This is a genomic window from Marinovum sp. E3, assembly GCF_055755275.1.
The window spans coordinates 2,421,052-2,440,645 of record NZ_CM146908.1; the positions used below are offsets into that span (position 1 = coordinate 2,421,052).

Annotated in this window: 19 protein-coding genes and 2 riboswitches; of the genes, 7 read left to right on the forward strand and 12 right to left on the reverse strand. The window is 65.7% G+C overall.

Annotated elements, in window-relative coordinates:
• Positions 1-43 precede the first annotated feature (43 nt).
• Genes AC0J5K_RS11790 through AC0J5K_RS11805 form a run of 4 tightly spaced genes read left to right on the forward strand, consistent with a single transcriptional unit; the run spans position 44 to position 4,497 of the window.
• Complete coding sequence (locus tag AC0J5K_RS11790; RefSeq protein ID WP_274562666.1) at positions 44-1,939, forward strand: TonB-dependent receptor plug domain-containing protein; 1,896 nt, start codon at positions 44-46, stop codon at positions 1,937-1,939.
• Positions 1,926-2,759: an ABC transporter substrate-binding protein gene (locus AC0J5K_RS11795; protein ID WP_274562664.1), complete on the forward strand. Its 834-nt coding sequence runs from the start codon at positions 1,926-1,928 to the stop codon at positions 2,757-2,759. Before AC0J5K_RS11790 ends, AC0J5K_RS11795 begins: the two co-directional genes overlap by 14 nt.
• Positions 2,756-3,739, forward strand: coding sequence for a FecCD family ABC transporter permease (locus AC0J5K_RS11800; RefSeq protein WP_074835342.1), 984 nt, complete (start codon positions 2,756-2,758; stop codon positions 3,737-3,739). The genes AC0J5K_RS11795 and AC0J5K_RS11800 overlap by 4 nt, the downstream gene beginning before the upstream one ends.
• Positions 3,736-4,497 (forward strand): ABC transporter ATP-binding protein, encoded by a 762-nt coding sequence (locus AC0J5K_RS11805; RefSeq protein WP_074835344.1) that lies wholly within the window; start codon positions 3,736-3,738, stop codon positions 4,495-4,497. Before AC0J5K_RS11800 ends, AC0J5K_RS11805 begins: the two co-directional genes overlap by 4 nt.
• A 33-nt stretch (positions 4,498-4,530) precedes the next feature.
• Here the strand turns inward: AC0J5K_RS11805 and AC0J5K_RS11810 are convergent, their stop codons facing one another.
• Positions 4,531-5,583: an Mrp/NBP35 family ATP-binding protein gene (locus tag AC0J5K_RS11810; RefSeq protein ID WP_274562661.1), complete on the reverse strand. Its 1,053-nt coding sequence runs from the start codon at positions 5,581-5,583 to the stop codon at positions 4,531-4,533.
• Positions 5,584-5,819: 236 nt separating this feature from the next.
• Between AC0J5K_RS11810 and AC0J5K_RS11815 the strand changes: the two genes are divergently transcribed.
• On the forward strand, positions 5,820-6,032 hold the full coding sequence (locus AC0J5K_RS11815) for a DUF1127 domain-containing protein (RefSeq protein ID WP_048530597.1): 213 nt from the start codon (positions 5,820-5,822) through the stop codon (positions 6,030-6,032).
• Positions 6,033-6,576: 544 nt separating this feature from the next.
• On the opposite strand, the gene AC0J5K_RS11820 is transcribed toward AC0J5K_RS11815, so the two are convergent.
• The 7 genes from AC0J5K_RS11820 to metZ form a co-directional block, all read right to left on the reverse strand.
• Entirely contained in the window at positions 6,577-6,858 is a 282-nt protein-coding gene (locus tag AC0J5K_RS11820) for a hypothetical protein (protein ID WP_074835347.1), read from the reverse strand.
• A gap of 149 nt (positions 6,859-7,007) precedes the next feature.
• Positions 7,008-7,196, reverse strand: a riboswitch (cobalamin riboswitch).
• A 162-nt stretch (positions 7,197-7,358) separates the two neighbouring features.
• Positions 7,359-9,704 (reverse strand): ATP-dependent helicase, encoded by a 2,346-nt coding sequence (locus AC0J5K_RS11825; protein ID WP_274562658.1) that lies wholly within the window; start codon positions 9,702-9,704, stop codon positions 7,359-7,361.
• 349 nt (positions 9,705-10,053) lie between these two features.
• On the reverse strand, positions 10,054-11,502 hold the full coding sequence (locus AC0J5K_RS11830; RefSeq protein WP_139211213.1) for a TrkH family potassium uptake protein: 1,449 nt from the start codon (positions 11,500-11,502) through the stop codon (positions 10,054-10,056).
• A 44-nt stretch (positions 11,503-11,546) separates the two neighbouring features.
• On the reverse strand, positions 11,547-11,777 hold the full coding sequence (locus AC0J5K_RS11835) for a hypothetical protein (protein ID WP_074835351.1): 231 nt from the start codon (positions 11,775-11,777) through the stop codon (positions 11,547-11,549).
• Between the two features lie 240 nt (positions 11,778-12,017).
• Positions 12,018-13,067: a GTP cyclohydrolase FolE2 gene (gene folE2, locus AC0J5K_RS11840; protein ID WP_074835353.1), complete on the reverse strand. Its 1,050-nt coding sequence runs from the start codon at positions 13,065-13,067 to the stop codon at positions 12,018-12,020.
• Between the two features lie 138 nt (positions 13,068-13,205).
• Entirely contained in the window at positions 13,206-13,403 is a 198-nt protein-coding gene (locus AC0J5K_RS11845; RefSeq protein ID WP_139211215.1) for a hypothetical protein, read from the reverse strand.
• Positions 13,404-13,568: 165 nt separating this feature from the next.
• Entirely contained in the window at positions 13,569-14,765 is a 1,197-nt protein-coding gene (gene metZ, locus AC0J5K_RS11850; RefSeq protein WP_274562650.1) for an O-succinylhomoserine sulfhydrylase, read from the reverse strand.
• Between the two features lie 50 nt (positions 14,766-14,815).
• Positions 14,816-14,892, reverse strand: a riboswitch (SAM riboswitch).
• Positions 14,893-15,005: 113 nt separating this feature from the next.
• On the opposite strand from metZ, the gene AC0J5K_RS11855 reads away from it, so the two are divergent.
• On the forward strand, positions 15,006-15,434 hold the full coding sequence (locus AC0J5K_RS11855; protein ID WP_274562648.1) for a hypothetical protein: 429 nt from the start codon (positions 15,006-15,008) through the stop codon (positions 15,432-15,434).
• A 21-nt stretch (positions 15,435-15,455) separates the two neighbouring features.
• Here AC0J5K_RS11855 and AC0J5K_RS11860 read toward each other — a convergent pair whose 3' ends face one another.
• From AC0J5K_RS11860 to AC0J5K_RS11870, 3 genes are read right to left on the reverse strand one after another with little or no spacing between them, the layout of a single operon-like run.
• Positions 15,456-16,064 carry an inner membrane-spanning protein YciB gene (locus AC0J5K_RS11860; protein ID WP_048530581.1) on the reverse strand — a complete coding sequence of 203 codons (609 nt, stop codon included), beginning with the start codon at positions 16,062-16,064 and terminating at the stop codon, positions 15,456-15,458.
• Between the two features lie 11 nt (positions 16,065-16,075).
• Positions 16,076-16,978, reverse strand: a complete 903-nt coding sequence (locus tag AC0J5K_RS11865; protein WP_048530580.1) for an EamA family transporter — start codon at positions 16,976-16,978, stop codon at positions 16,076-16,078.
• 6 nt (positions 16,979-16,984) lie between these two features.
• On the reverse strand, positions 16,985-17,509 hold the full coding sequence (locus tag AC0J5K_RS11870) for a peroxiredoxin-like family protein (protein ID WP_074835358.1): 525 nt from the start codon (positions 17,507-17,509) through the stop codon (positions 16,985-16,987).
• A gap of 191 nt (positions 17,510-17,700) precedes the next feature.
• Between AC0J5K_RS11870 and AC0J5K_RS11875 the strand changes: the two genes are divergently transcribed.
• Positions 17,701-18,183, forward strand: coding sequence for an MgtC/SapB family protein (locus tag AC0J5K_RS11875; protein WP_048530578.1), 483 nt, complete (start codon positions 17,701-17,703; stop codon positions 18,181-18,183).
• Between the two features lie 8 nt (positions 18,184-18,191).
• Here the strand turns inward: AC0J5K_RS11875 and ftsY are convergent, their stop codons facing one another.
• The gene (ftsY, locus tag AC0J5K_RS11880) at positions 18,192-19,523 is read right to left on the reverse strand and encodes a signal recognition particle-docking protein FtsY (RefSeq protein ID WP_274562644.1); all 1,332 of its coding nucleotides are present in this window, start codon (positions 19,521-19,523) and stop codon (positions 18,192-18,194) included.
• Positions 19,524-19,594 lie beyond the last annotated feature (71 nt).

The following is a 19,594-nucleotide window of genomic DNA, read 5'->3' on the forward strand; positions in this document are numbered from 1 at the left end:
TCCGAAACGTCAATCGGCCCGACCGGCCTTCGAGGGATACAAAATGACCCGCTCCACCCTGATGACCAGCGCCGCGCTCTCCGCGCTCTGTGCCACCCCTGCTCTTGCCCAGGACGACGCCTATGATCTCGGCGTGCTGATCCTTTCGGCCGGGCTCGAGGCGGCACCCGCCGACGAGACCGGGGTTTCCGCCGCCGTGATCACCGAGGACGACCTGGAGGCCACCGGCGAGACCCGGGTGATCGATTTTCTCGCCCGCCAGCCCGGCGTGACGATCCGCGCCACCGGCCCGCTGGGCACCTCTGCCGGGGTCTCGATTCGCGGCGTCGGGCAGAACAACATCCAGGTGCGCGTCGATGGTATCGACGTATCCGATCCGAGCGGCACCCAGGTGGCCTTTGATTTCGGCGGGCTGATGACGTCGGACATCTCGCGCATCGAGATCCTGCGCGGCGCGCAATCGGCGCTTTATGGCTCCGAGGCGCTTGGCGGGGTGATCAACATCACCACCAAAACCGCCGACAAGGACGGGTTCGGCGTGCAGATCGCCTCGGAATACGGCAGCTACGAAACCCTGCGCAGCGCCGTGACCCTGACCACGGCCGGCGATGGCTACGACAGCGCGCTGACCTTTTCTCACGCCCGCTCGGACGGATTTTCCGCCGCCGACGAAAACGACGGCAATGACGAGGAAGACGGCTTTTCGGCCACCCGGCTGAGCTTTGCCGGCTCTTACGAACTGGGCTCGCCCGATCTGGTGATGCATCTGTCGTTCTTCGACGAGCGCTCGGACTATGAATATGACGAGGCCTCGGGCGGCGTGGTATCTGACGGCAGCCCCGACGAGCTGACGGTCAAGAAACAGAACGGCGCCCGCATCGGCTTTGATTTCGTCACCGGCGCGGTGGATCATTCGGTCTCGGCCGCCTGGTTCCGCATCGACCGCACGCTGACAGGCACCTCGGCCAGCTTTGGCGGCATCTCCGACGACCGCTTCGACTATACCGGCACCCGGATGGAATACCGCTACCAGGGCGGCGTCGATCTTGGCGCCACCGCGCGGCTGGCATTTGGCGCCGATCACACGATCGAGGAATTCGACACCGCCGTGGCGCTGGACCACACGATTTTCGGCCTCTTTGTCGACGGACAGAGCCAGGACACCACCGTCAACGGCACCTTTGCCGAACTGACCTGGGCACCGAACGATATGTGGAACCTCTCGGCCGCGCTGCGCCATGACGTACATTCCGAATTTGGCGGCCATACCACCGGCCGTCTCTCGGCCGTCTATCGCCCGATGGATGACCTGATCTTCCGCGCCAATGCCGCCACCGGCTTCCGCGCGCCTTCGGGCTACGAGCTTTACGACGGCTTTGCCGGCAACCCCGATCTCGATCCCGAAACCTCGAAGAGCTTTGATCTGGGCGTCGAGAAGCGCTACGGCGAGACCGCCTTTGTCCGCGCCACCGCCTTCCATGTCGAAGCCGAGGACATCATCGACTATTCTTTCACCACCTTCGGTTACGTGCAGGCCGAGGGCACTTCGACCCGGCAGGGGCTGGAGCTGGCCTTTGGCGGCGCGCTGCGCGAGGGGCTGCGGTTTGACGGCTCCTACACCTGGACCGACAGCTTTTCCGACGCCGATCTCGACACCTCGAGCTGGTCGGCCTTTGTGCCCGGCCAACAGGCCTCGGCCTCTGTGACCGCGAATCTGGGGCAACGCGCCTCGCTCAATGCCACCGGGCTCTGGGCCGGCAACCGGGCCGACGATCTGGACGATTACGGCGTGGTGAATTCCACCCTGACCTATGAGATCATGGAGGATGCCGAAGTCTATCTGCGGATCGAGAACATCTTTGACGAGGAATACCAGACCGCGCCGGGCTATGGCCAATCGGATCGCGCCGCGTATTTCGGGGTCCGTGCGTCTCTGTAAGGCGCTCCTGCTCGCCGCCGCGCTGATCGGCGCGGCGGCCGAGGCGCAGGAGGCGCCGCGCAGGGTTGTCTCGATCAACCTCTGCACCGACCAGCTCGCCATGATGCTGGCCGCGCCGGGCCAGCTGCATTCGGTCTCCTTCGTGGCGCTCGACCGGCGCGCCTCCTCGATGGCCGATGCGGCGCAGGACTATGTCATCAACCATGGCCGCGCCGAAGAAATCTATCTCATGCAACCCGACCTGGTTCTGGCCGGGCGGTATACCGCACGGGCCTCGGTCGAGGCGCTGGAAAATCTCGGCATTCCGGTCGCCACCTTCGACATCGTCACCTCCATGGAGGGCGTGCGGCGCGCGGTGCTCGAGATGGGCGAAGCGCTGGGCCGTCAGGCGGCCGCGCGCGACATGGTGGCCGATTTCGACAGCCGCCTCGCTGCCCTGCAAGCCGAGGTGACACGACGCCCTCGCGCGGCGCTTTATCATGCCAATGGTTTCACCTCGGGCCGCGCGTCGCTGGCGCATGAGATCCTGACCGCCGCCGGCTTCGAGAATATCGCCATCACCGCCGGTTACGAGACCGGCGGCAAGCTGCCGCTGGAAATCCTCGCGCTGGCGGCCCCCGAGGCGATCATCACCGGCCAGCCCTATCCCGGCACCAGCCGCGCCGAGCGGATCATGGATCACCCGGTCATCGAGGCCCTGCGCCGGGGCGCGCAGGGCGCGGCGGTGACCGATGCCGACTGGGTCTGCGGCACGCCGCATGTGCTGCGCGCCATCGAAGGGCTCGCGCCGCTGCGCCGGGCGCTGGAGGCCACGCGATGAGCCGGCTGATGCCACTTCTGACGCTGGGTGTCGCCGCGCTCTTCCTGGCCTCGCTGCTGATCGGGCCGGCGCCGGTCGGCGTCTTGGACAGTCTCTCGGCGCTGATCCTCGATGACGGCACGCCGATGACGCTGGTGATGCGCGAGATTCGCCTGCCGCGCGCGCTTCTGGCGGTGATCGTCGGCGCCTCGCTGGGCATGGCCGGGGCGGCGATGCAGGGCTATCTGCGCAACCCGCTGGCCGAACCGGGGCTGATTGGCGTCTCCGCCTCGGCCGCGCTCGGCGCGGTGATCGCGCTCCAGACCGGGCTGGCCGCCGCCTTCACCCTCGCGCTGCCGCTGACTGCGCTCGGCACCGCGCTGCTCGGCGTGCTGCTTCTCCTGACGCTGGCCGGGCCGCGCGGCGCCTCCTTGACTTTGATCCTGGCCGGGATCGCCATCTCGGCGTTGGCCGGGGCGCTTCTGTCGCTGGTGCTGAACCTCTCGCCCAACCCCTTTGCCACCTCGGAAATCGTCTTCTGGATGATGGGCTCGCTGGCTGACAGGTCGATGACCCATGTCTGGCTGGCGCTGCCGCTTTCGGTGCTGGGCTGGCTCATGCTGGCGACGCTGGGCCGCGGTCTCGATGCCTTGACCCTTGGCGAAGACGCCGCCCAGGCGCTGGGCATCCGCCTGACCCGGCTGCGCCTGACGCTGGTGATCGCCACCGCCAGCGTCGTCGGCGCCGCCACGGCGGTGGCGGGCGCCATCGGCTTTGTCGGGCTGGTGGTGCCGCATATCCTCCGCCCGCTGGTCGGCGCGCGGCCGTCGCGGCTGTTGTTTGCCTCGGCGCTCGGAGGCGCCGTGCTGGTACTGGCGGCGGATATCGCGGTGCGGCTGATCCTGCCCGACCGCGATCTCAAGCTTGGTGTCGTCATGGCGCTGATCGGCGCGCCGCTGTTCCTGCACCTGATCTACAAGACCCGGAAGGAGTTCGCATGACCGCCCTTCTGGCTCTGCAAGACCTCTCGGTGCATCGCGGCAGCCGCCCGGTGGTCGATCATGTCTCGTTGCGGGTCGGCCCGGGCGAATGTGTCGGCCTGATCGGCCCCAACGGCGCTGGCAAGACCTCGCTGCTGCGTGCCGCGCTGGGCCTTCTGGCGCATCAGGGCCAAAGCAATATCGCCGATCTGCCGGCGCACGCCCGTGCCCGCCAGGCCGCCTGGATGCCGCAGAGCCGCGAGATCGCCTGGGGCATCGATGTCGAGGCGGTGATCGCATTGGGCCGCACCCCCTGGTTGCCGCGCGGCGGCCGGCTGCGCCCCGAAGACCGGGCGGCGGTGGACCGGGCAATCCGGCGGATGAAGCTCGAGAGCTTCCGCCATCGCCCCGCCAATCACCTTTCGGGCGGCGAACAGGCCCGCGTGCTGATCGCCCGCGCGCTGGCCCAGGAAACACCGCTGCTGATGGCGGACGAACCCATTGCCGGGCTCGACCCGGCAGCACAGATCACCACGATGGAGGTCTTTGGCCGGATTGCCGCCGAAGGCAAGGCCGTCGTGGTCTCGCTGCACGATCTCGGCCTCGCCGCGCGGCATTGCACCCGGCTCGTCATGCTGGACCGGGGCCGCGCCGTGGCCGACGGCGCCCCCGGCGCGGTGCTGACGCCGGAGCGGCTGGAAGAGGTCTTTGCCCTGCGCGCCTTTTACAGCCGCAGCGCCGATGGACCGATCTTTCAGCCGCTGGAAAGCCTCCGCTAGAGGTTGCCGGCCTCTCCTATCGGCACGCGCCCTTCAGACCAGCCCGCCGCGAATCATGCCTTGGGCCAGCTGCGCATAGGCCTCGGCCATCGGCCCGGTTCCCGCCGCCACCGGCGTTCCGCTGTCACCGGCCAGCCGCGTGTCGAGATCGATCGCCAGCTGCGCCAGAAGCGGCACGCCCATGTCGCTGGCCTCCTGCGCCGCGCCGCCATGGCCAAAGATATGCGCCTCGAAGCCGCAACTCGGGCAATGGAACAGCGACATGTTCTCGATCATTCCCAGGATCGGGGTCTTCAGGGTATGGAACATGTCCACCGCCTTGCGCGCATCCAGCAGCGCCACGTCCTGCGGCGTCGAGACGACGATGGCCCCCGACAGCTCGGAGCGTTGGCACAGCGTCAGCTGCACGTCACCGGTGCCCGGCGGCAGATCGACAAGCAGCACGTCAAGCTCGCCCCAGGCCACCTGCCCCAGCATCTGCTGCAACGCCCCCATCAGCATCGGACCGCGCCAGACCACCGCCTTGGCCGGATCGAGCATCAACCCGATCGACATCATGGTCACGCCATGCGCCACCAACGGTTCGATGATCTTGCCGTCGGGGCTGGCGGGGCGTTGCGACACGCCCATCATGCGCGGCTGTGACGGGCCGTAGATATCGGCGTCGAGCAGGCCCACCTTCTTGCCGGCGCGGGCCAGCGCCACGGCGAGATTCGACGAAACGGTGGATTTGCCCACCCCGCCCTTGCCCGAGGCGATGGCGATGATGCGCTTGACGCCCGCGGGTTTCATTGGGCCGGCCTGGGGCTTGGGATGGCCGCCGACCTTGAGGCTCGGCGGGGTCTTGGCCTCATGCGCGGTCAGCACCGCATGCACCTCGCGCACGCCGGAGATCGAAGCCACGGCCCGTTCGGTCGCGGCGCGCAGCGGCTCCATCTGGCGGGCCATCTCGGGCGAGGGCGCCTCGATCACATAGCGCACCACACCGTCCTCGATATTCAGCGCTCGAATCAAATCGCGCGAAATCAGGTCTCCGCCACCGGGAATCTCGAACCTTGCCAGCTCTTTTCGGATGATCTCTTCCATGATTTTCCTGCCCCAATCTGGGTCGCGGTGCCGCGTATCACCTCACAAAACCGCGATATTCAACCTATGCGAGTAAATTACGACTTTAGTCTTAAGGTCTACTCGCGTCTAAGCGCTTACACATGCAATTGCTGCATAGCAGCATTGATCGCACTTGGGATTGTGCGCACGCAGCATTCGACTACATTGATGTCAACGAAACGAACAGACACTGACGACAACAAAGGCGAAACGCCATGGCAGACATCACCACGAACACCCCCGTTCAGGCCGGACTGAACAAACGCTTCCAGGCTGCGCTCAAGTCCCTCACCGCACGTTATGCACAGTACCGCGTGTATCGGGAAACCATGAACGAGTTGCAAGGCCTGTCGAACCGCGAGCTCGCCGATCTCGGCCTGAGCCGCAGCGAAATCCGCCGCGTGGCCTATCACGCAGCCTATAACTGATACCGGATCAGAAGGCTCTCTCCTCCTCCCTGAGTCTTCTGTGTCTCAGCGGCGACATCTCTCCTCCTCCCTGATGTCGCCGCCTTTTACACCGGGCCGGCAAGCGGCCCAGACAGAATTCCCTGCCGCCCTCCTCCCAATAGCGGTCGGGAATACCAGGACCAAAGGCCCCTCCTCCCAATAGGCCCGCGGTCCGCTCCAGCCGGCGCTTCGTCTCCTCCCATTCAGGAGCGCTGGTGTTGAAAAGACGGCGGCACACCTCCCGTGCCGCCGTTCTTCCCCCCGGGGGCATAGCAGTTTCAGGGCTCCGGCCCGCCGCCACGCCGGATGCGTGACGCCGGCAAAGACATAGAATTTCCCGCCGCTCTCCTCCCTTTGCGGTCGGGAATACCCGGACCGAAGGCTCCTCCTCCCAAATGGCCTGAGGTCCGACCGGCACTGACGCTTCGTCTCCTCGCATTCAGGAGCGTCGGTCAAAATAAGACGGCGGCACACCTCCCGTGCCGCCGTTCTTATTTTCGGGGTTCCTTTCCGGGGTCCGAAGTCACGCGCGCCCCCGTCGCCGCGCCCGGGCGCCACCGCGCCGCTCCGGCGCGATATTCGCCGTGACACAAGCCTCGTCCAGACACTTCAGAAACAGCGCCACCGCCCGACCCTGCCCGGCCTGCGGCCGGACCCGCACGGCCGCGGCCGCCGCCGCGGCCGAAACCGGCACCCCGGGTGGCAGCGACAGCACCCAGCGGACAAAACCGGCGCGCGCCGCGGCCTCGGGCGCGGTCCCCGTCTCGGCATGGCGCAGATCGGCAAGAATACGGGCCAGCATCATGCTGCGGCCCTCCCGTTTGCTGCGGTGAGAGGTCTGGTCATCTCGATCCTTTCCGCCACGCCCCGTGGCCTTGATGCAGAACGGGCAGGCAGAGAGGAAACGGCGGCAAGGCAATGCGCCCGACCCCGCGCCCTGCCCGCCACCCGCGGTTTGACGTCACTGCGAAGGCTGGTTTCCGGGCTCGGCGGGATTGCGGATGCGGCCCCTTCCCGGGCGTGACGCCCAGTGGTACTGACCACATCCCCCGGCCATACCGTTGCGGGGGCAGCGCCGGTCTTTCACCGGCTTCCCAATTCTCCCGCGGCAGAACCGCAGGCACCTTGCCGGATCAGACTACGGGGATTCGGAGCCGCAAGACAGCGTAAAGTCGGTGGAGGCGCCATTCTCCGTCACGCCAGGGCCCCGGGCCTGACCCGGGGCCTCTTGGCAGGCGCGGCATCCGCCGGCCAGAGCTCCCGCGGCGCGTCCCGGGACGGGATCATTGTCGGCGAAGTCCGGGCTCAGAACGGCACGTCATCGGCGGCGTTGATGAAGCGTGCGACCACCTTCTTGACGCCGGCCTTCTCGAAATCGATCTCGATCTTGTCGCCCTCGATGCCCACCACCGCGCCATAGCCGAACTTCTGGTGGAACACCCGCTCGCCCATGGTGAAGCTCGAGATCGCCGTCGCGTCGATCACCGTGTTGCGGCTCTCTTTGGGCTGCGCCATCGGGCGCTGGCTCTGCCGCTCCTGAAGCCGTTTCCAGCCGGGCGAATTGTAGACATTTGCCTCGGCCACCCGGCTTTCCATGCCCGAGCCAAAGCTCTGCCCGGCCATGCCGCCGCCATAGAGCCCCGGCGGAGTGAGCACATCGACATGCGCCTCCGGCAGCTCATCGACAAAGCGCGACGGCAGCTGCGACTGCCACTGGCCAAAGACCCGCCGGTTGGCGGCAAAGCTGATGGTGCAGACCTCCTCGGCGCGGGTGATCCCCACATAGGCCAGCCGTCGCTCCTCCTCCAGGCCCTTGAGGCCGCTCTCGTCCATGCTGCGCTGCGAGGGAAACAGCCCATCCTCCCAACCTGGCAGGAAGACCGCGGGAAACTCCAGCCCCTTTGCGGCATGCAGCGTCATGATCGACACCTTGGCGCCGGCCTCTTCGCTCTCGTTGTCCATGATCAGGCTGACGTGTTCGAGAAAGCCTTGCAGGTTCTCGAACTCCTCCAGCGCCTTGACCAGCTCCTTGAGGTTTTCCAACCGGCCCGGCGCCTCGGGCGTCTTGTCGTTCTGCCAATGGGTGGTGTAGCCGCTTTCGTCGAGGATGATCTGGGCAAGCTCGACGTGGCTGACGTCCTTCTCGCCGGTCATCCGGCCCCAGCGCGCAAGCCCGTCGAGCAGCCGGGCCAGTTCATTGCCGCCCTTGCCCTTGATCGCCCCGCTCTCCACCGCCAGCCGCGCGCCCTCGACCAGCGGCACGCCAGTGTCGCGCGCCAGACGCTGGATGGTCTGCTGCGCCTTGTCGCCAAGTCCGCGCTTGGGCGTGTTGACGATGCGCTCGAAGGCCAGATCATCCTCGGGGCTGACCACGACGCGGAAATAGGCCATGGCATCGCGGATCTCCATCCGCTCATAGAACCGGGGTCCGCCGATCACCCGGTACGGCAGGCCGATGGTCAGAAAGCGATCCTCGAAGGCGCGCATCTGGTGCGAGGCGCGCACCAGAATCGCCATGTAATCCAGCGAAAATCCCCGCATGCCGCGGGTGCCACCCTGCATCGCTTCGATCTCGTCGCCGATCCAGCGGGCTTCCTCCTCGCCGTCCCAATGGCCGATCAGCCTTACCTTTTCGCCGTCGGGCGCATCGGTCCAGAGTTCCTTGCCCAGACGCCCCGTGTTGCCGGCGATCACCCCGCCGGCGGCGGCCAGGATATGCGGGGTGGAGCGGTAGTTCTGCTCCAGCCGGACCACCTTGGCGCCGGGAAAATCCTTTTCGAAGCGCAGGATATTGCCCACCTCGGCGCCGCGCCAGCCGTAGATCGACTGATCGTCGTCGCCGACGCAGCAGATGTTCTTGTGACCGCCCGCCAGGAGCCGCAGCCAGAGATACTGGGCAACATTGGTGTCCTGGTATTCGTCCACCAGGATATAGCGGAACCAGCGTTGATACTGGGCCAGCACGTCCTCCTGCGTCTGGAAGATCGTCACGCAATGCAGCAGCAGATCGCCGAAATCGCAGGCGTTCAGCTCTTTCAGCCGGGCCTGATACTGGGCATAAAGTTCAACCCCGCGATTGTTGAAGGCTCCGGCCTCGGCGGCGGGCACCTTGTCGGGCGTCCAGGCCCGGTTCTTCCAATTGTCGATGATGTGGCTGAGTTGCCGGGCGGGCCAGCGCTTGTCATCGATCTGTGCCGCCGAAAGCAGCTGTTTCAGCAGGCGGATCTGGTCGTCGGTGTCGAGGATGGTGAAATTCGATTTCAACCCCACCAGCTCGGCGTGTCGGCGCAGCAGCTTGACGCCGATGGCGTGGAAGGTGCCCATCCAGGGCATGCCCTCGACCACCTGGCCCAAAAGCTTGCCGACGCGGAGCTTCATCTCGCGCGCGGCCTTGTTGGTGAAGGTCACCGAAAGGATTTCGTTCGGCCGCGCCTTGCCGGTGTTCAGCAGATGCGCGATCCGCGTGGTCAGTGCCTTGGTCTTGCCGGTGCCGGCGCCGGCCAGCATCAGCACCGGGCCGTCCAGCGCCTCCACGGCCTCGCGCTGGGCCGGGTTCAACCCGTCGAGATAGGGCGCGGGACGCGCCGCCATGGCGCGCTGCGAGAGGGAGGAGGCCGCCTCGAAAGCGTCCATGTCGTCAAAACTGCTCATGCGGCGACTTTACCCGTTCGGACGCGGGCTGAAAAGCCTTGTTCGCTCAATGTTCGCGCGCTTTGTCGCCGACGGACCCAGGGGCTCTGCCCCCGCCCTGCGGGCTCCCCCGGGGATATTTTCGGCCAGAAGAAGCCCGGGACGGCCTTTGGGCGAAATGTCGCCCTGAGACCGCCGCTGCCAGATCCAGCCCCCGCCGCAAGTGCAAACGGGGGCCTTCTCCTGGCGCGGTCATCGGCTTCCCAGCCTGTACCGCAGCTCCAACCTGGCGAGTAAGTGTAAAGAATGTCTTTCTTCTGGCCGAAAATATCCCCGCCGGAGGCATGAAGCGCCGCGAAGCGGCCCTGTGTCACGCCCGCCAGAAGTTCACGGTGAGGATCGCGTAGACCACCAGCAGCTCGAGCCGTCCGATCAGCATCGCCGCCGAAAGCAGCCATTTGGCGGTGTCATTGAGCGTGGCGAAATTTCCGGCCGGGCCGATGATGTCGCCCAGCCCCGGGCCGACATTGGCCAGCGAGGTGGCCGCGCCCGAGACCGAAGTGACAAAATCGAGGCCGGTGGCCGAGAGCAGCACCGCCAGCACCCCCATCGAGACCACGAAGAACATGAAGAAGGACATCACCGAAGACAGCACGTCATCGCCCACCGGGCGGCCTTCGTAGCGGGTGGTGAAGACGCCGTTGGGCGAGCGGATGCGCAAGAGCTGCACCCGGATCGAGGCAAAGAGCAGTTGGTAGCGGAAGACCTTGACCGAACAGGCCGTCGAGCCGGCACAGCCGCCGATCAGCCCGATGAAGAAGAAGACCGCCACCAGGAGCGGCCCCCAGCCCATGTAATCGGCGCTGGCATAGCCGGTGCCCGAGATGATCGAGGTGACATTGAACAGCGCCTCGCGGAAGGCGCGTTCCGGCGCATGCGGAAAGGAGATCATCAGCGCGATGGCGGTGAGGATCACCAGCGCCGCTACCACCAGCAGGAAGACATGCACCTGGCTGTCGCGCAGCAGGGGCCGGGCCGAGCCATTGATCATCTGGACGTAGCGCACGAAGGGCAGTGCCGAGAGGATGATGAAGGCGGAAGCGACATATTCCATCGGCCCCGAGAAGGCGGCGAAGGAAGCATCGTAATTCGAGAAACCGCCCGTCGAGATGGTGGTCAGCGCATGCACCGTGGCGTCAAAGGTGTTCATGCCGAAGGCGATGTAGGTCAGCGCGCAGACCAGCGTGAGCGAGACATAGATCACGCTGATCTGGCTGGCGATCTGGGTGGCGCGGGGCAGGATCTTGCCCATGGTGTCGAAGGCCTCGGCGCGAAAGATCTGCATCCCGCCGACCCGCAGTTCCGGCAGGAAGACCATGGCGACGACGATGATGCCGATGCCGCCCAGCCATTGCATCAGCCCGCGCCAGAGCAGCAGCCCCTTGGGCAGGGTATCGAGCCCGGTGAACACCGTGGAGCCGGTGGTGGTCAGCCCCGACATCGCCTCGAAGAAGGCATCGACGAACCGCGCCTCGGTGGCGCCGAAGACAAAGGGCAGCGCGCCAAAGACCGGCAGTGCCAGCCAGACGCCGGTGGTCAGCAGAAATGTCTGCTGGATCGACAGCCCCTGTTTCACGCCATTGGCGCAGGCCAGCGAGATCAGCCCGCCGGCCAGCACGGTGATCAGTCCGGATTGCAGAAAGACCGGCCAATGCCCGCGCCCCTCGGCCAGATCGACGAGGAACGGCAGAAACATCGTCGCGCCGAGAATGGCGAGCAGCAATCCGATCACATAGCCCACGGGCCGAATATCAAACATGCGCCCGAGCGTTGGCCTGCCCCGCATATACTGTCAAGCCGGCTTCAGCCCTGAGGAAAGAGGTCTTTGAAAACCCGGGCGGGAATGTCACTGCGGTCCATGCCCAAGGCAGCCAGTTCCGCGTCGGAAAGCGCCTCGAGCCCGGCCACCTCGCCCAGCCTGGCGCGGATCAGCGGATCGGCGTTCACACCCTGCCCCAGCCCGGCGAAATAGGTGTCGAGCCGCTGGCGCCAGCCGGGCTCGGGAAATCGGAAGTGCACGTTGGTGCCTTGCATAGGAAACCTCGCATCGCGTGGGCCTGCGGTTTCCCCCCTTGGTCCGAGCCTAGCAGGTTTGGACGGATTGCGGGGCCAGCAATATCGAGAAAACGGCCATGACAGGGCCGGCGCGGCGCGGGCCGACCCGGGTTTTGTGTGTCAAACGGTGGAAATCAGGCCGGTTTTGCGCCCGGTCGCCCGCCCCGACGATGCGCGGGGCGGTGCATTTATGCATCAGGCAATCGATCGTGGGCCCGGTCAGCCGGCGTGGATCAGCGTGGCAAAGAACCGGGGATCGATGCTGGCGGTTTCGAAGGTCGGGCCGGAGGTGAGCACCGAGATCGCATCATGCGAGTGCAGGCTTTCCTGATGGCTGGCGGCGACCCGGAAATCGCCCACTCGCGGCTCGGCCTGAAGCCGGGCGCAGAACAACCGCGCGGCATCTTCGACAAAGATCGGATTGGCGGCGTTCAGCTCGGCAAAGGCCTGTTCATCCTCGCGTTTCACCATCACCTGGGTTTCCGTCGGCACGGCGGCGCGGCAGAGATCGATCAGGTCTTCGAACCACAGGCATGCCTCGCCCACCACCTCGACCGAAATCCGCGCCACCGAGCGCTGCGAATGCGGCGTGGCCAGTTGCCCCCGTTCGCGCCGGGCATGTTCGCTGAGCTCCAGCGAACAGGGGCAGGTCGAGGAATAGACATAGTCGAGGTGGAGGATCTTGCGACGTTGGCCTTGGCTTTCGATCAGTTCCAGCGCGATGTCGTAATATTGATAGCCACTGAGGCCCGAGCGCAGGCTGTCGAGCCGGACCGGGAAGGAAAAGCGCATCTCGATGCGGGCATCGAAGCTCTCCAGGTCGGTCTTGTAATCGTCGAGCGCGGCTTCCATCACCTCGAAGCTGAAGGTCTTTTCCGAATGCCGGTAAAAGGACCGCATGATGCGGCTCATGTTGATGCCCTTCTTGTCGGCGCCGAGGCTGACGGTGCCGGTGACGGCGGTTTCCAGCGTCAGATCGCCGCCGCCGCGGGTGTGAAAGCTGATCGGCAGGCGGAAATTCGAGATACCGACATGCTGAATCGGCTCATTGGCACCGCGGATCAGCGAGGCGGGGCCGTTCTGAAGATCGGGCAGACTGGACTTGTAGGTGGAATCCACCTCGAATTCGGCCGGGTAGATCGAGGCCATGTCGGGATAGCCCAGCGCGGTCGCGCCGGTGGCATCGGTGTAGCGGCGCAAGAGATCGACGGCGGCTTCGGCCTCTTCGCGGCTGGGAACGCGGTTCAATCCGGGTGTCGGGAGATTCATCAAAGGCCCCTTTCTGCGCAGACACAGGCTCTAATTAAGCCCTCGCGGAGAAAATACTATGGTCTGTGACGTCATCTGGACATGCAAAAGCGCCGGATCCAGAGGATCCGGCGCTTTTAATTCATCAAATGCCGACTATCAGTCTGTACCCGACGAGCTTTCGCCGTTTGCAGCGGCAGCGATGATGACCAGAGCGGTCGCGCCACCCACAACTGCCAGACCGGTGGTTGCACCTTGGGTCGACACAAAGGGATCGGCTGCGGTTGCAGCTTGTTGAGCGACGGCCGGAACGGCCAGCGATGCCGCCAGAGCGGCAGTGATCATCAGTTTTTTCATTTCGCACCTTTTGACTTGAGTCTTGAATGGCATGACTCGGAACGCTCCGAAAAGCCAGAAGAAAATTCTGCACATGCGAGAGTTCGGCAAAAGATTGCCGTGACGGCACACTGCCCCGCCAACTGCGTCATGTGAGAGCGGCATTTCCGCCTTCCGCTACAGCGGCTAGCCTTGCCCCCCGGTCGCGTGTTCCAGGGCGGCCTCGAGATCGCGCAGCAGGTCCTGCGGGTCTTCCAGCCCGCAACTCAGTCGAATCAACCCCGGGGTGATGCCCAGAATCTGCTTCTGATCGTCGGGAAGCCGCTGGTGGGTGGTGAAGGCCGGCGGGGTCGCAATCGTCTTAGCATCGCCGAGGTTGTTCGAAATTACCGCGATCTCCAGTAGGTTGAGAAAGGCAAAGGCCGCCTCGCGCCCGCCCCGAATGTCAAAGCTGAGCACGGTGCCGCCGGCGCCAAGCTGGCGCATCGCCAGATCATGCTGGGCATGCGAGGCCAGGCCGGGATAGATCACCCGCGACAGCGCCGGATTGCCTTCGAGCTTTTCGGCCAGGTGCTGCGCCGTGGCGGTCTGGGCGCGGACCCGCAGGTCCATCGTTTCGAGGCCCTTGAGCAGCACCCAGGCGTTGAACGGGCTGAGCGCGCCGCCGGTGTGCTTCATGAAGGCCTCTACGGGGCCGCGTATGATCTCTTTCGGGCCGAGGATCACCCCGCCCAGCACCCGGCCCTGGCCGTCGATATGCTTGGTCGCGGAATAGGTGACGATATCGGCGCCCTGGGCAATGGCATCGGAATAGATCGGGGTGGAAAACACATTGTCCGACACCACCAGCGCGCCCACTGCATGGGCAATCTCGGCGACGCCGGCAATATCGACGATCTCGAGCGTCGGGTTGGACATCGATTCGAAGAAACAGAGCCGTGTGTCCTCGCGCACCGCCGCGCGCCAGGCCTCGAGGTCGGTGCCGTCGACCAGGGTGACCTCGACGCCGAATTTCGGCAGGATGTTTTCCAGGATGAAGAGACAGGAGCCGAACAGCGCGCGCGCCGCGACCACGTGATCGCCGGCCTTCAGCAGCGCCATCAGCGCGCCCTGCACCGCCGCCATGCCCGAAGCGCAGGCAAAGGCATCCTCGGCGCCCTCGAGCCCGGCGATCCGGTCTTCGAACATCGCCACCGTGGGATTGCCGTAGCGCGCATAGATGAACTCGTCCGGCCCGGCTTCGAGGAACCGCGCCTCGGCCTGTTCGGCATTGTCATAGACAAAGCCCTGGGTCAGAAACAGCGCTTCGCTGACTTCGTTGTACTGGGATCTGCGGATGCCGCCGTGCACCAACTTGGTGCGGCTGTTCCAATCATTGCTCATGTCTCGTCCTTCCAAACCAAAAGCCCCCCGGGCGCGGCCAAGCGAACGGGGGGCTTTCGTTGCTGACCTTTTAGCGGAATCTTTAACGTGGCCCGCAATCCGGTAACAAATCGCCACGGCGCCGGTGATAGGCCGTTGCGCCCGAGGGGTCAAGTCCGTCACGGTGCTGTAACAGCCGCTTCACCCGGGCGTCATAGGCTATCTCTAACTGCTTCGCACAAGATGTAGTGGGAGATTCGCATGCCCCTGTCCAACCAACTTGCGCCGCTTTCAGGAACCGCCGGATTCCGGGCCCGGCTCGGCTGGCGGCGCGCCCGCGCCGGGCTGGCTTGGGCGGGCGCGGGATTGACGGGGCCCACGCTGCTCACCCGGGTGTGCGACCGGTCGACGCTGCCGCCCGACGTCATCGACGATGAGGTCACCGAGGTGATCTGCTTCAAAGCGTCGCTGGCGCTCAACCGGCTGTTGGGCGGCGATGCCGATATGACCTTTTCGGCCCGCGCCTTCCGCGCCTCGACCGGACGGGGATGGGCCGCGAAACGCTGCGCCTGGGCGCTGGTGCGGATCTTCGTCGATCTGTCCTGCGCCATCCTGCGCGGCGAATCCCGGCATTGCGAGACGGCCTGGACCAACCATTGCCGCCGCCCCGGCGCCGCGCGCCGGGGCTGACGGGCCGCAGGGCCGGCGCGATCAGCCCTTGTCGTCTTCGAGGTCCATGTATTTGTGCAGCGCCGCGAATTGCGCCCAGATGAAGGCGAAAAGCGCGATCGGAAAGCCGAAGGTCTCGATCTTGACCCAGACGTCGGTCGACATGGTGCGCCAGACCACCTCATTCGCCACCGCCAGCGTCAGAAACCCGAGGCAGATGCGCCGCGTCAGGATCATCCAGCCTTCCGGCTGCATCGCCACCGCGTCAGACAGCAGATAGGCAAGATAGGATCGGCCGCGCAGCAGCCCGATGCCCAGCAGCAGCGCAAAGAAGCCGTAGACCAGCGTCGTCTTCATCTTGAAGAACCGTTCGTCGTTGAACCAGGCGGTCAGCGCGCCGAAAAAGATCACCATGATCGCCGTAAAGACCTGCATCCGGCTTAGCTCGCGGGTCAGCGCCCAATTCACCGCCATCGCCAGCAGCACGATCGGCACAAAGACCACCGTGGCCACGATGAAGCCGGAATATTCCTGGCCGCCGAACAGGAAGACATCTTCCTTGAGCCAGAGGTACAGCCCGAAAAAGGCCAGCGGCGGCCCCAGTTCGAGCACCTGTTTCAGCACCGGGTTGATCTCACGTTTCTCTGTCATCTGCACCTCTGTTACCCACCCATTTCCACGATCACGGCCCCGGCCGCGATCAGGGCCATCAGCGCGATGCGCCGCGGCCCCACCGTTTCCTTCAACACCAGCCAGCCGATCAGCGCGGCAAAGACCGTCGAGGTCTCGCGCAGCACCGCCGCCTCGCCCACCTTGTCAAGCCGGGTGGCCAGCATGATCGCCCCGAAGCTCGCAAAGGCGATCAGCCCGCCGACCCAACCACGCAGCAACAGCGGGCGGAGTGGCGGTTTCAGCGCCGCCCGCCGCCAACGCCGCGCCGCCAGCACCGGCATCACCACCCCGTCGATCATGAAGAACCAGGCGAGAAAGGTGAAGGGATCGGCGGTCGCGCGGATGCCATAGGCGTCATAGGTCGTATAAAGCGCCACGAACAGCCCGGTAAAGACCGCCAGCGCCAGCGCCGCGTTCAATGTTTCGCGCGCGGCCGTGAGAAAGATCAGGTTGTAGACCGCAAGCCCGAAGATCCCGGCCAGAAGCACGCCGACGCCCAGCCATTGCACCAGGGTAAAACTCTCGTCAAAGATCAGATAGGCGCCGATCACCGCAAACAGCGGCCCGGTGCCACGCACCACGGGGTAGACCACGGTATAGGCGCCACGGGTATAGGCCATCGCCTGCAACAGCTTGTAGGCGGTGTGGATCACGAAGGCCCCGGCAAAGATCGGCCACATGTGCGGCTCTGGCCAGGGCACGACAAAAAGCGCGAAGGGCGCCGCCATCAGCCCATAGGCACCGTCGATTGCCCCGCGGCTCAGCCAGGGGTCGTGGCGGCCTTTCTGCAACGCGCCAAAGACCGCGTGCAGAAAGGCCGCATTCACCGCCAGGATCAGCGCCAGCCGATGCCCGGCCTCGGTGCCCTCGAGCGAGATCAGCCACTCGCTCACGCGGGGTCAGCCGGAATGAGTGCCGCGAATCGGATAGTCTTTCTCCAGAACGAACTTGATGCGGGACGGCAGTTTCTCGAGGTCGGGCCGCAGGAACGGCGCGTTCGATATGTCGACCATGTGCAAATTGCCCTGCGGGTTGATCAGGAACAACCCCGGTTCGGAAAATGGCCGGTCGGTTTCCTCGGGCGAGCGCGGGTCCGAGATATAGAGTCCCAGGGTCTTCATCTGCTCGATCGACAGATCACAACCGATCGGCACGCTCAGCCCCTGATCGGCGCGGAACTTGCGCGCCTTGGCCTCGGGGTCGGCCGAGACCGCAACCACCTCGATGCCAAGCTCGGCGAACTCCGAGAGCCGGGGTTCGAGATCGGTGAGATATTGCTTGCAGATCGGGCAATGCAGCCCGCGATAGATGAGGACCAGCTGCCAATCGGCGGTCTCCGGGCGGCCGAGGGTGATCGTGCCGCCGCCAAGCCGCGGGATTTCGGTGACGGGAAACGGATCGGCGGACGAAAGCGCGCTATGCATGAGAACTCCTGTACGTGTTGACCAGCGCCGCCGGCGGGCGGCTGAACCCGGCATCTAGGCGCACACGCGGCCAGGGAAACGGGAAGTCACGCAGGGGTGATCGCGGCGGGCCCCAAAGGCCGTGGCGGGCGTCTTGGGGAACCGGTCGCCGTCCTGCGCGTTCGTCCCGCAACGACAAGGGGACGACTTTCATGTGGCAGGACGCCCTGGCGGAATTCCAGAACACCTTTTCGGTGGTACCGGTCGGGGCGGCCATGGCGCGCCTGCTGACGGCCGTCGTGCTGGGCGGGCTGATCGGCATCGAACGCGAATGGCGCCACAAGCCGGCCGGGCTGCGCACCCATATCCTGGTCTGCGTCGCCGCCTGCCTGTTTGTCATTCTCGGGCTCGAGATCAGCCAGCTTGATTTCGGCCAGGACGACCAGCAGCGCCAGGATCCGCTGCGGATGATCGAGGCGGTCACCGCCGGGGTGGCCTTTCTTGCCGCCGGGCTGATCTTTACCGCCAAGGGCCAGGTCAAGAACGTCACCACCGGCGCCTCGCTCTGGCTGGCGGGGGCGGTGGGCCTGGGCTGCGGCGCCGGGCAGATGCCGCTGGCGGCCCTGGCCACGGGGATCGTGGTGTCGGTGATCTTTTTGCTGAGACAGCTCGAGCGCCTCTGGGGCACTCATTAGACAAGGCCTCACCTGTCGAGCCCGGTGAGCGCGGCGGCGAACTCCTCGGGATCGAAGGGGGCCAGATCGTCGATCTTTTCGCCCACACCGATGGCGTGGATCGGCAGGCCGAACTTGTCGGCCAGCGCCACGAGGACACCGCCCTTGGCGGTGCCGTCGAGCTTGGTCATCACCAGGCCGGTGACATTGGCCAACTCCTGGAAGGTCTTGACCTGGGACAGCGCGTTCTGCCCGGTGGTCGCATCCAGCACCAGCAACGTGTTGTGTGGCGCGTCGGGGTCTTTCTTGCGGATCACCCGCACGATCTTGGACAATTCCTCCATCAGATCCTTGCGGTTCTGCAAGCGCCCGGCGGTGTCGATCATCAGGAGGTCGGCGCCATCCCGCGCCGCCTTTTCCATCGCGTCGAAGGCCAGGCTGGCCGGGTCCGAGCCCTCGGGTGCGGTCAGCACCGGCACCCCAGCCCGTTCGCCCCAGACCTGCAACTGCTCGACCGCGGCGGCACGGAAGGTATCGCCCGCGGCGATCACCACCTGCTTGCCGGCGGCGCGGAACTGGCTGGCGAGCTTGCCGATCGTCGTGGTCTTGCCCGAGCCGTTGACCCCGACCACCAGCACCACCTGCGGTTTCTTGGCGTAAAGCGGCAGCGGTTTCGCCACCGGCTCCATCACGCGGGCAATCTCGCCCGACAGCAAATGCTTGATCTCGCCGACCGACAGCTTCTTGCCGTAGCGCCCCTCGGCCATGTTGGCGGTAACGCGCAGCGCGGTGTCGACACCCATGTCCGAGGCGATCAGCAGCTCTTCGAGCTGCTCGAGCATGTCGTCGTCCAGGGTGCGGCGCAGCACCTCCTGCTGCCCGCCCCGCCCCAGCAACCGGCCGATCAGGCCCGGGGTGCGGGTCGGCACCTCGGCGGGGGTCTCGGGCATCGGCATCTCGACCGGCGCGGTGGTGCCGGGCATCTCCTGCGGGGTTCCGGCCGGGCCGGGCACACCGGCCGGCCGGTCGGGTTGCGGCACCTCGGTGGGCGCCGGCGGCGGGGTCACATCCGGCCGCGGATGCGGCACCGGATCGGGCCGTGGCACCGGCTCTGTCTCGGGCTCCGGCTCCGGCACGGTTTCCGGCTCGGGGTCCGGTACGGTTTCCGGCTCTGGATCCGGCGTGGGATCGGGCTCCGGCTGGATCTCCGGCGCGGGCTCGGGCGGGGTCTCCGGGCCCGGCGTCACATCCGGGTCGGGCGCCGCGATTTCGCCGCCATCCTCGACAATTGCCTCAAGCCCCTCGTCCAGCTTCGACGAAGACTTGAACAGCCGGTCCTTGAGCTTTCCGAAAAACGACATGGCAGAGTTCTCCTTTGTGTTTCACCTATAACTTTCATGTCAGCAGCGAAAGGTCTGGTTGACTTGAATCA

Bases quoted from the DNA above. Each gene is read 5' to 3' on its own strand.
- ftsY (WP_274562644.1), bottom strand. From the start codon at position 19,523: ATGTCGTTTTTCGGAAAGCTCAAGGACCGGCTGTTCAAGTCTTCGTCG.
- AC0J5K_RS11835 (WP_074835351.1), bottom strand. From the start codon at position 11,777: ATGCAAGGCACCAACGTGCACTTCCGATTTCCCGAGCCCGGCTGGCGC.
- AC0J5K_RS11845 (WP_139211215.1), bottom strand. From the start codon at position 13,403: ATGAAAAAACTGATGATCACTGCCGCTCTGGCGGCATCGCTGGCCGTT.
- folE2 (WP_074835353.1), bottom strand. From the start codon at position 13,067: ATGAATCTCCCGACACCCGGATTGAACCGCGTTCCCAGCCGCGAAGAG.
- AC0J5K_RS11825 (WP_274562658.1), bottom strand. From the start codon at position 9,704: ATGAGCAGTTTTGACGACATGGACGCTTTCGAGGCGGCCTCCTCCCTC.
- AC0J5K_RS11810 (WP_274562661.1), bottom strand. From the start codon at position 5,583: ATGGAAGAGATCATCCGAAAAGAGCTGGCAAGGTTCGAGATTCCCGGT.
- AC0J5K_RS11815 (WP_048530597.1), top strand. From the start codon at position 5,820: ATGGCAGACATCACCACGAACACCCCCGTTCAGGCCGGACTGAACAAA.
- AC0J5K_RS11800 (WP_074835342.1), top strand. From the start codon at position 2,756: ATGAGCCGGCTGATGCCACTTCTGACGCTGGGTGTCGCCGCGCTCTTC.
- metZ (WP_274562650.1), bottom strand. From the start codon at position 14,765: ATGAGCAATGATTGGAACAGCCGCACCAAGTTGGTGCACGGCGGCATC.
- AC0J5K_RS11855 (WP_274562648.1), top strand. From the start codon at position 15,006: ATGCCCCTGTCCAACCAACTTGCGCCGCTTTCAGGAACCGCCGGATTC.
- AC0J5K_RS11875 (WP_048530578.1), top strand. From the start codon at position 17,701: ATGTGGCAGGACGCCCTGGCGGAATTCCAGAACACCTTTTCGGTGGTA.
- AC0J5K_RS11860 (WP_048530581.1), bottom strand. From the start codon at position 16,064: ATGACAGAGAAACGTGAGATCAACCCGGTGCTGAAACAGGTGCTCGAA.
- AC0J5K_RS11830 (WP_139211213.1), bottom strand. From the start codon at position 11,502: ATGTTTGATATTCGGCCCGTGGGCTATGTGATCGGATTGCTGCTCGCC.
- AC0J5K_RS11870 (WP_074835358.1), bottom strand. From the start codon at position 17,509: ATGCATAGCGCGCTTTCGTCCGCCGATCCGTTTCCCGTCACCGAAATC.
- AC0J5K_RS11805 (WP_074835344.1), top strand. From the start codon at position 3,736: ATGACCGCCCTTCTGGCTCTGCAAGACCTCTCGGTGCATCGCGGCAGC.
- AC0J5K_RS11820 (WP_074835347.1), bottom strand. From the start codon at position 6,858: ATGATGCTGGCCCGTATTCTTGCCGATCTGCGCCATGCCGAGACGGGG.
- AC0J5K_RS11790 (WP_274562666.1), top strand. From the start codon at position 44: ATGACCCGCTCCACCCTGATGACCAGCGCCGCGCTCTCCGCGCTCTGT.